The following is a 12330-nucleotide window of genomic DNA, read 5'->3' on the forward strand; positions in this document are numbered from 1 at the left end:
CGACCTGGAGAAACTGCGGTATGAACTTAAAATGGGATAGAATCGAGCGGCGCAAGTCGCTGAGAGAAAAAGCCGAAGCCATGGTATCCAGTGTCTCGCCACCAGCGTCAATGAATATCCAGCCGGCGGAAATGTTGCTGCACGAACTGTTGGTGCACAAAATCGAACTGGAAATGCAGAACGATGAGCTGCAACGAACCCATCAGGCTCTGACGGAATCCCGAGATCGCTATAAGGACCTTTACGAGTTCGCCCCGGCCGGCTACCTCATCATCGATGCCGAAGATCAAATCAGCGAAATCAATCTGGCTGGCGCCGCGTTGTTCGGGGCAAATCGCGATCGCTTGCACTTGGCGCGCTTCTCCAGGTTTGTCGCCGCAGAATACCGCGACCACTGGTACCGCCAGTTTCGGCAAATGATGGATTCGGCCGACGCCGAAGGCTTGGCGTTCGATCTGGAATTACTGCACCAAGACGGGTCGGTGTTTTATGCCCATCTCGACTGCCGGCGTCGGGAATTTACCGATACGCAACCTATGCTGCTGGTGTTTCTAACCCAAATCGGCAAGCGTTGAACGTCTGCTGCCGGACCGGTTTTATGGTAGAAGCGACTCCCCTTCCTTCGAATACAGGCTTTCGATCAAGCGCCGTTCCTCGTTAGTCAGCGATATCCGGGAAACTGTTTGCGCAGGGCGAGCCTGCCCGGCAACGTGCGCCAAACGCCGCTCGCAGTTGCGCCTGTCCCCTACCCGCGTTTTTCGACTGCGCCGGTCGGATTTCGGCCAGGCCAGATAAGCGTTTTCGATATTTTCCAGCCACTGCGGCGAAGCAAATGGATAGGGAATTTGCCGCCTATCGGCCAGGCGACGGCTAGACGCCGAGCGGCGCGGTTTTGAGCGCGAATCATGGGTATTCATCCCCGTTGCTCCTGTCGGTGCCAAGTCTATCGGTGCCCCGGAACCGGCAATCCGGCGGCATCACCCTACCCGCTCATGCCGCTGGTTCTTCGTGCCCGGCCATTTCGATAGCGGGCCAAAGCCCATAGCGGGAAAACCTTGTCGTAGCCATGGTACTTCAGGTAAAAAAACTTCGGAAACCCCGGCGCGTTGAAACAGTCGTCGTGCCAGAATCCGTCCGCCTGCTGGCCTTTTAGCAGATAATTCACGCCGCCGGCCACTTCCGGACAATCGGTTTCCCCGGCTGCCAGCAAAGCCATCACCGCCAACGCGGTGTGGAACGCGGTGCTACTGTCGAATTCGCCGCGGACCCAGGGCCGATGGTAGCTGAGATTGCCTTCACCCCAGCCGCCGTCGGCGCGTTGCCTGGACTTTAACCAGGTTACGGCTTTGCGCACGCTGGCGTCGTTTGCGGCAACGCCAGCGGCGGCAAAACCCAGCAAAACCGACCAAGTGCCGTATAGGTAATTGGTACCCCAGCGCCCGAACCAGGAACCATCGGCCTCCTGCTCCTTACGCAAATAAGCGATGCAACTCTCGATCACTTCGCGGTATTCCAACTGCTCTACATCCAGTTTACCCAACAGCATGACGCAACGGGCGCTAACATCCGCCGTTGGCGGATCCAGCAAAGCGCCGTGATCGGCAAACGGGATCTGGTTTAAATAGTAATGGTTGTTGTCGGCATCGAAAGCGCCATAACCGCCATTGCTTGATTGCATGCCGGCGATCCAGTGCGCTGCGCGCCGGATATTTTCGGCAAACGCCGGCGTATCGGCTTGCAGCATCGCATAGGCCACCACTGCGGTATCGTCGACATCCGGATAATAACTGTTGCCGAACTGAAAAGCCCAACCGCCGCCGGCCAGCCCAGGGCGTTGCACACGCCAATCCCCCGGTTCGTCGCATAACTGTTTGGCCGCCAGCCAACTCAGGGCCGACTGGGTGGCTTTCCGGCAGCAGGCCTCGGCGTTTTGCTGATCGGCCTCCTGCAAAGCCAGTACCGCCAGACCGGTATCCCAAATCGGCGATACGCAAGGCTGGCAGTAGGCGATATCGCCTTTCACCACCAGCAATCTATCGATGGCGGCTCGGGCGGTTTGCCGTTGGGCGTCGTCAGGCGGAACGCCGAGAAAGTCCATCGCTTCGTAAGCGTTGACCATTGCGGTGAAAATAGCCCCCAATCCGTCATAGCCGTTCAATCGAGCCATATACCAGTCCGCAGCCCTGACCGTGGCCTTACGTCGGACAAAGTCGGGTATCAACGGCTCGAGGCACCGGCCAAGCCGATCCAGCACCAGAATGGCCTTGCCTAACGGCGTTTTAACGTGGGAGAAATAGTGCTTTTCTTGATCGGGCGCAGTGATGAAGAGCTCCGCACAGCCGATTTTACGCGGATTGCGCGCCTTCACTCGGTATGTACACAGTACAGAAAGCGGCACCATCACCGTACGCGACCAATACGAGACTTTGTCGATATGAAACGGAAACCACTTCGGCAACAGCATGATTTCCACCGGAAGAAACGGTACGGCGCGCCACGGGATTTGCTCGAACATCGCCAGCATGATGCGGGTAAACACATTGGCCTTCGCTGCGCCACCCTGTCTCAAGATCCAGACGCGGGCTTTCAGCATATGGGCCGAATCCGCAGCGTCACCGGCCAGTTTCAGCGCGTAATAGACTTTAACGGTGCAACTCAAATCGCCGGCGCCGCCTTTGTATAACGGATAACTACCGTCCACGCCGGCCTGGCTGCGCAGGAAGTTGGCAATTTTGGCTTGTAGCGCCGTATCGATCTCGGCCATATGATGCATCATCATGATGTACTCGGCCGGAATCGTGCAATCGGCTTCCAGCTCGAACACCCAATATCCGGCCGGGTTTTGCAGCTTCAACAACTGCGCCTTGGCCATCGCAATCGCCCTATCCAGATTTACCGGCGCCGCGCGGGCAGCGCTGCAGTCAAAATCCACACCGGCCAGCGATGAATTTTCTGTTAGCATGATTTTAATTCTCTGATTTCACCCGTGCGATAAGGCCTGCGGGCCTCCGACTCGGCGCGAAGACATTCAAAAAAAACGCCGCAACTCACATAGGTTGCGGCGACAGTTGGCACACATGGTCTTGGAGATTGCCTGAAACTTGAACATCAATGCTTGGAAGTTACAAAACTGCAGCTTAAATGCCGACAGCATTGCGGTCTGTACGCTATCGCACATAAGCCGCCTATTCGATAGGCCGGCACTACCATTTCTGCGCCCGTCGCTCTGTTCCTTAACGCACAGAGCGGAAATGCACGGCCTATTACAATGGGGCTACACTGGCCGTTATTGCTGGAGCGGATCTAATTTTTTTGATAACTACCAGGGCAGCAAATGAGCGATCTCGACAATCCGCAACTCAACCATTTGCTAAATGCGTTGCCGACTGCCGAATACCAACGGCTGTTACCGCATCTGGAACGCGTGGACATGCCGCTGGGAGAAGTGATTTACGAATCCGGCGGCGAATTGCGCTACGTCTATTTTCCCGCCACCTGCATCATATCCTTGCTGTACGTGATGGAGAACGGCGCGTCGGCGGAAATCGCCGTCGTCGGCAACGACGGCATGATCGGCGTGGCATTGTTTATGGGCGGCGGCAGCATGCCGAATCGGGCCGTGGTGCAAAGTGCCGGATATGCCTATCGTTTGCGTGGACAACTATTGATGCAGGAATTCAACCGCTACGAAGTGATGTTGCATTTGTTGCTGCGCTATACCCAGGCCCTGATCACGCAAATGGCGCAAACCGCGGTATGCAACCGGCACCATTCGGTAGACCAGCAACTATGCCGCTGGCTGCTATTAAGTCTGGACCGGCTGCCAAGCAACGAATTGGCGATGACACAAGAATTGATCGCCAACATGTTGGGCGTACGCCGGGAGGGCGTTACCGAGGCGGCCGGCAAATTGCAGCAGGCCGGTTTGATTCATTACAGCCGCGGCCGAATTACGGTGCTGGACCGGCCCGGCCTGGAAGCGCGGGTCTGCGAGTGCTATCACGTAGTCAAAGCCGAATCCGACAGGCTGCTGCCCCCCCCCCAAGAGCAATAAACTCAAGCGTCAAACGCCGTGAGTCGATTTGGCCTCGGCGCCGCTCGGCATCGACGATTCGGATACCGAATCCGTCGATAGCCGTAACCGGCGCCCATAAAAAAGCCGGCTGTTGCCGGCTTCAAGGATATGACTCATCATTCTGCCGCCTATTTGCTGGTTTCGGCGAGTGCTGGCCGGATTCCGGATGTTGGATTACCGTTCCTGTTTCATTTCAACGATGCCTTGCTCAAGCTCGGCCATGCCTTCATCCAATTTACCGGCTTTGGCGGCTTTGATGGCGGCCTTCAGCTTGGCGTTAGCCCGTTGCAACCGAATGGAACTGCCTTGCTCATTTTGGACTTTTAACGCCTCCCAAGCGACGGTTGCACTGTCGATAAAGGCTTTGGTGTCGCCGGTCTTGCCTGTTTCCAAGGCATTGTTGGACAGGGTGATCAGGTTGGTAAAGTTTTCGTTCATCGGACTGCCGGCGGCATGCGCGCTCAGCGAAACCCACGACAAAACCAATGCCATCAAAAAGTATCTAGTTTTCATAAATCTACCTGGTGTATGTATTTTAAATGCGCAAAATGCCGAATTTCGGTGGCCGACTGAAAGCTTCTCAAGATATCGCATAGTGCGCTATAACCGGGACGTCAAAACTGAAACGCACTCGTGCGAATGCACAATGCGCGCGTTTACATCCCCGGTTGCCCGATGATTCCACCGGAGCTGAAGCGAGGTTACGGCAATAACCGGCTCCGGTCTGTACGCTAAAGCACATAGCCCATTCCACACCCGGCGCGGGCTAAGCCTGCGGCAGGCGAAGCACGGCCAACGTGCGCTAACATACAGACAGCGCAAGTCCGGCGCTATAGTCTCGCTGCCAGGCCGGTGGACGCAGCGTTGCCGGCACCCAGCGCGGGAGTGGCGATTAACCTCCCTCCGGATGCTATTCCCCCCGCAGGATTTCCTTAAAACTACGCCGGAGAACGCCCGTGCCGTCCATCCCAGCCGCGCCTGTGGCCAATCGTCTGCTGGCCGCGTTGCCCGATAACGATCGCCAACATTTGCTGGAACACTGCGAACCGGTCGAACTGGCCTTTTGCCAAGTCTTATACCTGAACGGCGCCCGGATACCGCATGTGTATTTCCCGACCAGCAGTTTTATTTCGCTGGTCACGCCAACCGATGGCGATACCGGTTTGGAAGTCGGTTTGATCGGCAACGAAGGCATGCTGGGTATCACGCTGATATTGGGCGTCGATATCGCGCCGTTTCAAGCACTGGTGCAAGGAGCCGGCTCCGCACTGCGTATAGGAACACCGCTATTTATGCGGGAATTGGCGCGGAGCGGAGCGTTACAGACAGAATTGAAACGCTATTTGTACGTTTCGATGAGTCAACTCGCGCAAACGGCGGCCTGCAATCGTTACCATCAGGTAGAACCCAGATTGGCGCGTTGGCTGTTGATGACGCATGACCGCGCGCACGCCGATACCTTTCACGTCACCCATATTTTTCTGGCTTATATTTTAGGGGTGCGGAGGGTCGGGATTACCAAGGCCGCGCTCTCGTTGCAGGAGCAAAAGTTGATCCGCTATCGGCGCGGCGATATTACGATTCTGGATCGCCGCGGCCTGGAAGCCGCGGCTTGCGGCTGTTATAAAACAGAGCGAGAAACCTACGAACGAATCTTGGGTTGCAAATGAAGCCCAGCCTTCGCCGTTTTTTGACGGCGTCGGCCAAGCGGCTGCGTAGAAGGCCTAACTCAGATCCTGCAAGGACTTATCGGCGGACAAATTCGTCCAACCGATGACGATTCGATAGATCAGCAGCAGCAAGGTCGGAATCAACACAATCAAGCTGAGTTGCGTGTCCATCATCAACAACAAACCGGACAAAGCAAAACCCGCCAACGTCACCCAGACGGTTTTGATCTGCCAATTAAAATGCGACTCCAGCCAGGTACCTTTGACATTGCTGCGATAGAAAAAATTAATCGCTACCCCGATTAGCAAAGGTAATCCCGCAAAGGCAAAGGTCAATACCTGGCATAAGTAAACCGTTGCCGTCAGCTTTTTCAGTGCGGCGAAATCTTCGGTGGGTTTTTCGTTTGTAATTGTCGTGTTCATGATTACTTACCTCCTGGTAAAAAATAAATTCGGGCTTTAGGGGCTCGATCGCCCTGCGGAGCGTCGCTGAGCTTGACCAAACTCAGCTTCGGACTCTAATCTCGAAAAATCACGGCGTCTGTACGCTAACGAACGATAAGCCTGACCTCAACAACTAAAAACAATGGTCTCTCAAATACGCCACATCGCATCAGTACGCCGGCGCACGGACTTAGTGGCCCATTCTGGTTAGACTGTGCGGCGTCAGGCGCAGCCTGTAAATGGCACTCTGTCAATTGCCGCGGCATCCCTAATTTGTAGGAATCGGTTGGCCTCCGTCGGCGTGATAAAGCTGACGAAGTAAGAGCGATGGTGGATGCCGGGCAACTGTAATCATTTTCCCGAACAGTTGCGACGATGTAGCAAGGCCTGATGTCACATCAAGTCCATCACTGATTCCTAGCAATTGTCACCGTTACAATCGACCAAGCGATGAAAATAACCAACGATAAAAATAAGGCTGACAGCGCATGTTGGTGGCTGCAATCGGCCTCGCAACTCAGGACCGCACGCGCTAACGATAGGGACGGATTATCCAGCAGCGAAGCGAAAGCCAAGTTGGCCGAATTCGGTCCCAACCTGTTTCGTGATCGCCAACAACAATCCTTGCTGCTGCAATTTCTGGCTCGCTTCAAAAACCCGCTGGTGATCCTGTTATTGGTCGCCAGCGCTATATCCGCATTCATCGGCGAGATCACCAACTTTGTGATTATCAGCGTGATGGTGCTGCTCAGCGTGACCTTGGATTTTGTCCAGGAACACCGGGCTGGCAAGGCTGCGGAAAGCCTGCGCCATTCGGTTTCAGTTAAAGCTCGAGTGATGCGTGACGGCAAGCCCATCGATGTGCCTGTAGCCGACGTGGTGCCCGGCGACGTTGCCCTGCTCTCGGCGGGCGATATGGTACCGGCGGACGGCTTGTTAATGGAAGCCTGCGATCTGTTCGTCAAGCAGGCGCTATTGACCGGGGAAGCCTACCCTATCGAAAAACATCCCGGCGAATTGCCGGCAGACGCCACCGAGTTGCAGGACGCCAGCAATGCGGTATTCATGGGCACCACCGTCATCAGCGGCAGCGCCACGATGCGGGTGATCAAAACCGGCACCGGCACCGCGATCGGCGCGATTGCGGACAGCCTGACCCGGCAATCGCCGCCGACGTCCTTTGAGGTCGGTACGCATCGATTCGGTTTACTCATCATGCGGCTGACCGTGTTGCTGGTCATGTTCGTGTTGTTGGTCAATGCCTATCTGGGCAAGCCCTGGCTGGAATCGTTTCTGTTTGCCGTGGCGCTGGCGGTGGGATTGACGCCGGAACTGCTGCCGATGGTGGTATCGGTGACGCTATCGCGCGGTGCAATGCACATGGCCGAAAAGCGGGTGATCGTCAAACGCCTGGCAGCCATCCAAAATCTAGGTTCGATGGACGTGTTGTGTACCGACAAAACCGGCACCTTGACCGAGGCCAAGATCAAACTGGAACAACATATCGATCCGCAAGGCCAGCCCAGCGAGCGGGTGCTGGAGCTGGCTTATCTGAACAGTTTCTTTGAGACCGGCCTGAAAAGCCCACTGGATGAAGCGATTCTGGCGCACGAAAATATCGACGTCAGCGCCTGGCAAAAGATCGACGAAGTGCCGTTCGATTTCGAGCGGCGGCGGGTATCGGTGCTGCTGGATAAAGGCAACGGCCGCTTGCTGGTGGTGAAAGGCGCCTCCGAAGAAATCATCACCCTCTGCACCCGCTACGAACAGCAAGGCAGCGACGCGCAACTGCCGCTCGATCCGGTCAGTCGAGCCCGTATCCACGAGCAACATAATGCCTTGGAACGGGAAGGCTTTCGGGTGTTGGGCATCGCCTGGCGCGAAGTGCCCATGGATCATCCGCACGCGGTGGTCGGCGATGAAAGCGAGCTGGTGTTTGCCGGTTTTGCCGGCTTCCTCGATCCGCCCAAACAAAGCGCCGGCGCGGCTTTGGCTGCTCTGAAAGATAGCGGCGTGACGGTGAAGATCGTCACCGGCGACAGCGATTTGGTGACTCAGCATGTCTGCGCGCAATTGAATATACCGGTGACAGATGTGCTGACCGGCAAGGATATAGAGGCAATGGATGACCATGCTTTGCGCATCCGCGTCGAAAAGGCCAATCTGTTCTGCCGGGTCAATCCGGCGCAGAAAAATCGGGTCATCCTGGCCTTAAAGGCGCACGGCCACGTGGTCGGTTATCTGGGCGACGGCATCAACGACGCGCCGTCGCTGCATTCGGCGGATGTGGGGTTGTCGGTGGACTCGGCGGTGGACGTGGCCAAGGAAGCCGCCGATATGATTTTGCTGGATCAGGATTTACACGTGCTACACGACGGCGTGCTGGAAGGCCGGCGCACCTTCGGCAATATTCTGAAATACATCATGATGGGCACCAGTTCCAACTTCGGCAATATGTTCAGTATGGCCGGCGCGGCTTTGTTCCTGCCCTTCTTGCCGATGCTGCCGACGCAGATTCTGCTCAACAACATTCTGTATGACATCTCCGAAGTGCCGATTCCATTGGATCAGGTCGATACGGAGGAGCTGCGCAAACCGCGCACATTGGACATAAACTTCATCCGCAATTTCATGCTGGTGATCGGCCCGATCAGTTCCGCGTTCGATTTTTTGACCTTTTACATCCTGTTAACGGTATTGAAAGCCGACGAAGCCCTATTCCAAACCGGCTGGTTCGTCGAATCGCTGTGCACCCAAGTCCTGGTGATTTTCATCATCCGCACCCGCGGCAATCCGTTCAAAAGCCGGGCACATCCTGTGCTAATCGCCACCTCGCTGTCGATTACGTTGATCGGCGCCGTCCTCCCCTTTACGCCGCTGGCGCACTATTTCGGCTTTGTGTCGCCGCCGGCCTGGTTTTATCTCATCTTAGCGGTAATGGCGGCGGCGTATCTGATGGGGGTACAACTGGTCAAAACGGTCTTTTACAACTGGCATCAAGCATACGGGAAGCGAAATCGATCCGGCCATCGCTTGATCTGATACACGAAACTAGGCTGGTGTTGCGGCAATAGCGCGATCTTTGGCGGCGACTAGCATACCCGGCAATCGAATCAGGCTGTTTCGTGTCCGATTCCGCACTTGGCGTTCTGGTCGATGACAGGCGCGGCTTTTTCTTCGGTATTGCCGACAATTTGCTCAACCGATTCCGTTCGAATTTCCTTGGAGCAATGCGTATTCGTATCGCATCCATCAATTTGGTCCAAACAACCGAGTCCCTAAAAACTTCGCTAATGTCATTAAACAAGGTTAGCAAAGCGCTTGACCCAAAAGTCAATATGTTCGTCAGCTTACCGACCGTGTCGGTTGGAGCAGATAGAGTAGCCACAAGTTTGCGGAGTGTCCGGTCAAACTACAAACCTACCGATCCTTTAACCAATGGTGAACAGTATGAAAACGTTAATCCCTTATGTGGCGGCGTCTTTGCTAAGCGCAACAGTCTTTAGTCCGGCCTACGCGGCAGACGCAGTACAAAAACAAAAAGAACTGGTCGAAAAACAAAAGGAACTCGGCAAAAAACAGGATGAAGTCGACGAGAAACAGGCCGAAGTCAACCAGGCAAATAAGGAAGAATCTATTGAACGCGCCGAGGAAGCTAACAGATCAATGCAACAGGTAAGCCGCGCCAGCAAAATTACCGGTGCCAAGGTTAAAAACACTACCGATGAAAATCTCGGCGACATCAAAGACTTGGTGATCGATCCGGCAACGGGTCAAGTCGTATATGCGGTGGTTTCCTTCGGCGGAGTAATGGGCATGGGGGACAAGCTGTTTGCCATCCCCTGGAGAGCGCTACATTGGACGAGTCCCAAAGATTACTACGTCCTTGACCTGGACAAAGACACCTTAAAGAAAGCGCCGGGCTTTGACAAAAAACACTGGCCGGAAAACTCAGCCAAGTGGGAAGACCAACGCGAGGCGGTCAGTCAGTTCTATCGCGTGGCCCCCTGAGCAAACATCTCAAAGGCGGGGCTTGTTTGTAATGTTTGACGACGCACCGACGCAATCCAGCAAGTCCCATATAGTCAAGCCCGCAACACTGTTCTAAAAGACAAATCCTTATCCATGGATGCGCATAACGCCAAAATCATTACCCACAATGGCGTTGTGACTTTGCGCGCCCCCGTCGCAACGACCGACGAAAGCATAAAACGACAAAAAATCTGCCGGGAAACGGCCGGTGTCGTGCAGGTAGACAATCAACTTGAAACTAAAGCGCCTTAACAGCGTGGGAGTATGTAATGACTAAATCCGTATTTTGTATCGCTCAAACTATCGAGCAAACCGAGAGCATTGTGAACCAGTTGAAGGCCGCCGGCTTTGCCAGCAACGATATTTCCGTGTTGCTGCCCGATAAAAATACCACGAAGGATTTTGCCCATGAAAAACACACCAAAGCCCCGGAAGGCGCGGCGCTTGGCGGAACGGTAGGCATGGGCACCGGCGCCGTATTAGGCTGGTTGGCCGGTATTGGCAGCCTGGCTATCCCTGGTTTGGGCCCGTTTATCGCCGCCGGTCCGATTATGGCCAGCTTGAGCGGCGCCGCATTGGGGGCGGCGGCCGGTGGATTGACAGGCGCATTGATCGGTGTCGGCATTCCGGAATACGAAGCCGTGCGCTACGAAGGCAAAATCAAGGGTGGCGGCATTTTGATCTCGGTGCACGCCAGCAGCAGCGAGGCGATTGACCAGATCAAGGAAATTTTCGGCCACGCGCATGCCGAGGATATCTCTTACACCGATGAAGCCTCGGTACCGGCTTAACTTATACGTCACTCACCAAAGCAATCGAAAACTTGCCATGCACAATATTGAAGCGATCGACAAATTGCTCATAACCGAATTAGGCGCCGCAGCAACTTATCGGCAGATGTTCGAAGCTTTTCGGAAAGACGGCAATTTCACGGAGATGGCCCCTTTAATCGCCATTTACCGGGGCCATAAAAACGCCATCTCCGATTTGCAAGCCCAAATTCGCGAACTGGGCGGCAAGCCTGCCGATCACTCAGGCGTCTGGCAGGCGTGGGTAAAACGAGTTCAAGGCGCCAATAGGTTAACGACGCAAGCGGCTCTCGACATTTTGCAGCAAGGCGAAAAACACGCTGCAGAATGTTATTTGCAGGTACTCAGAAACGCCGAACTGCCCCTGTCGATTCGCTGCTTAATTGAATGGAAGTTACTGCTTATTCAAATATCGCATACCCGAATTTTAGATCGGCTGGTGCCGGCCGACATCGGCTAAGTTTTGGTGCCAGTGCCTTGTCGTTAAGCCGTCGGCTTGAAGCGCTATTCGGCTTTGGAAATCCTTGTTTGCCTTGGCCCCAAATACCCTACGGGCAAACCAATGCATTTGTCGGGCCGGACATTGCTCTTCTTCACCCTGTGGGTCGAGAGTCGACGGCAGACGAGTCGGAATCAGGCCTCACCCTGCTCTAAGCCGTTCAGGGCTGTAATGGTCAACAAAAACCGGACACCACATCAGGCAGCGTTTCTATAAAATTCCCGCTCGAATTCAAGCGGGGATTGATAGCCCAATGTTGAGTGCGATCGGCGGCCGTTATAAAAAGCCAAATAATCGATCACGCTCAGTTTTGCCGCTTCTTGGGTTTTGAATTTTTCGTAGTTGAGTTGCTCATGCTTCAAACTGCGAAAAAATCGTTCGGTTGGGGAGTTGTCCCAACAGTTGCCTTTGCGGCTCATGCTTTGTTGCATCTTCATCACCGCCAAATGTTGACGGTATTCACGACTCGCATACTGACTGCCACGATCCGAGTGATGCAGCAAGCCGGGTGGCGGTTTACGGCGCCAGAAGGCCATTTGCAAGGCCCGTGCGCAGAGCGAGGTGCGCATGTGATCGTCAATCGCCCAGCCCACGACTTGGCGGGAAAACAGATCGATCACTACCGCGACATAAAGCCAACCTTGCAGGGTCCATACGTAGGTAATATCGGTCGTCCATACTTGATTGGGCTTAGCCACTTGGAATTGCCGATCCAGCCGGTTGGGCGAAATGGCCTCGTTATGATGACTGTCGGTCGTGGCTTTAAATCGCTTGGGATAGCGAACCTGTAATTTTAAATCT

At 54.8% G+C, this 12330-nt stretch carries 13 protein-coding genes; 9 read left to right on the plus strand and 4 right to left on the minus strand.

The window, feature by feature from the left end; genetic code table 11:
- Nucleotides 1–20 precede the first annotated feature (20 nt).
- Nucleotides 21–575: a PAS domain S-box protein gene (locus tag AC0IM9_RS09460; protein ID WP_482803836.1), complete on the plus strand. Its 555-nt coding sequence runs from the start codon at nt 21–23 to the stop codon at nt 573–575.
- A gap of 407 nt (nt 576–982) precedes the next feature.
- Here AC0IM9_RS09460 and shc read toward each other — a convergent pair whose 3' ends face one another.
- The gene (gene shc, locus AC0IM9_RS09465) at nt 983–2962 is read right to left on the minus strand and encodes a squalene--hopene cyclase (protein ID WP_482803837.1); all 1980 of its coding nucleotides are present in this window, start codon (nt 2960–2962) and stop codon (nt 983–985) included.
- A 372-nt stretch (nt 2963–3334) separates the two neighbouring features.
- On the opposite strand from shc, the gene AC0IM9_RS09470 reads away from it, so the two are divergent.
- Entirely contained in the window at nt 3335–4054 is a 720-nt protein-coding gene (locus AC0IM9_RS09470; RefSeq protein WP_445370811.1) for a Crp/Fnr family transcriptional regulator, read from the plus strand.
- Nucleotides 4055–4249: 195 nt separating this feature from the next.
- Here the strand turns inward: AC0IM9_RS09470 and AC0IM9_RS09475 are convergent, their stop codons facing one another.
- Complete coding sequence (locus AC0IM9_RS09475; RefSeq protein ID WP_482803838.1) at nt 4250–4588, minus strand: hypothetical protein; 339 nt, start codon at nt 4586–4588, stop codon at nt 4250–4252.
- A 443-nt stretch (nt 4589–5031) separates the two neighbouring features.
- On the opposite strand from AC0IM9_RS09475, the gene AC0IM9_RS09480 reads away from it, so the two are divergent.
- A complete protein-coding gene (locus AC0IM9_RS09480; RefSeq protein ID WP_140914314.1) occupies nt 5032–5745 on the plus strand; it encodes a Crp/Fnr family transcriptional regulator in 714 nt (237 codons plus the stop codon).
- 54 nt (nt 5746–5799) lie between these two features.
- Here the strand turns inward: AC0IM9_RS09480 and AC0IM9_RS09485 are convergent, their stop codons facing one another.
- A complete protein-coding gene (locus tag AC0IM9_RS09485; RefSeq protein WP_140914313.1) occupies nt 5800–6168 on the minus strand; it encodes a DUF4870 family protein in 369 nt (122 codons plus the stop codon).
- Between the two features lie 471 nt (nt 6169–6639).
- On the opposite strand from AC0IM9_RS09485, the gene mgtA reads away from it, so the two are divergent.
- The 6 genes from mgtA (at nt 6640) to AC0IM9_RS09515 (ending at nt 11490) form a co-directional block, all read left to right on the plus strand.
- A complete protein-coding gene (mgtA, locus tag AC0IM9_RS09490) occupies nt 6640–9231 on the plus strand; it encodes a magnesium-translocating P-type ATPase (protein WP_482803839.1) in 2592 nt (863 codons plus the stop codon).
- 83 nt (nt 9232–9314) lie between these two features.
- On the plus strand, nt 9315–9695 hold the full coding sequence (locus AC0IM9_RS09495; protein WP_482803840.1) for a hypothetical protein: 381 nt from the start codon (nt 9315–9317) through the stop codon (nt 9693–9695).
- On the plus strand, nt 9640–10200 hold the full coding sequence (locus tag AC0IM9_RS09500; protein WP_482803841.1) for a PRC-barrel domain-containing protein: 561 nt from the start codon (nt 9640–9642) through the stop codon (nt 10198–10200). The genes AC0IM9_RS09495 and AC0IM9_RS09500 overlap by 56 nt, the downstream gene beginning before the upstream one ends.
- A gap of 54 nt (nt 10201–10254) precedes the next feature.
- Nucleotides 10255–10473: a BON domain-containing protein gene (locus tag AC0IM9_RS09505; RefSeq protein WP_482803845.1), complete on the plus strand. Its 219-nt coding sequence runs from the start codon at nt 10255–10257 to the stop codon at nt 10471–10473.
- Between the two features lie 17 nt (nt 10474–10490).
- Nucleotides 10491–11012, plus strand: coding sequence for a hypothetical protein (locus AC0IM9_RS09510; protein WP_445370815.1), 522 nt, complete (start codon nt 10491–10493; stop codon nt 11010–11012).
- On the plus strand, nt 10933–11490 hold the full coding sequence (locus AC0IM9_RS09515; protein WP_482803842.1) for a ferritin family protein: 558 nt from the start codon (nt 10933–10935) through the stop codon (nt 11488–11490). The genes AC0IM9_RS09510 and AC0IM9_RS09515 overlap by 80 nt, the downstream gene beginning before the upstream one ends.
- A 236-nt stretch (nt 11491–11726) precedes the next feature.
- Here AC0IM9_RS09515 and AC0IM9_RS09520 read toward each other — a convergent pair.
- Nucleotides 11727–12330: IS3 family transposase (locus AC0IM9_RS09520; RefSeq protein WP_482803843.1), on the minus strand; the 604-nt coding region annotated here is incomplete at its 5' end.

The sequence above is a fragment of the Methylomonas sp. Uni0011 genome, from assembly GCF_056850255.1.

Bases quoted from the DNA above. Each gene is read 5' to 3' on its own strand.
- AC0IM9_RS09470 (WP_445370811.1), top strand. From the start codon at position 3,335: ATGAGCGATCTCGACAATCCGCAACTCAACCATTTGCTAAATGCGTTG.
- AC0IM9_RS09475 (WP_482803838.1), bottom strand. From the start codon at position 4,588: ATGAAAACTAGATACTTTTTGATGGCATTGGTTTTGTCGTGGGTTTCG.
- mgtA (WP_482803839.1), top strand. From the start codon at position 6,640: ATGAAAATAACCAACGATAAAAATAAGGCTGACAGCGCATGTTGGTGG.
- AC0IM9_RS09510 (WP_445370815.1), top strand. From the start codon at position 10,491: ATGACTAAATCCGTATTTTGTATCGCTCAAACTATCGAGCAAACCGAG.
- AC0IM9_RS09500 (WP_482803841.1), top strand. From the start codon at position 9,640: ATGAAAACGTTAATCCCTTATGTGGCGGCGTCTTTGCTAAGCGCAACA.
- AC0IM9_RS09460 (WP_482803836.1), top strand. From the start codon at position 21: ATGAACTTAAAATGGGATAGAATCGAGCGGCGCAAGTCGCTGAGAGAA.
- AC0IM9_RS09485 (WP_140914313.1), bottom strand. From the start codon at position 6,168: ATGAACACGACAATTACAAACGAAAAACCCACCGAAGATTTCGCCGCA.
- shc (WP_482803837.1), bottom strand. From the start codon at position 2,962: ATGCTAACAGAAAATTCATCGCTGGCCGGTGTGGATTTTGACTGCAGC.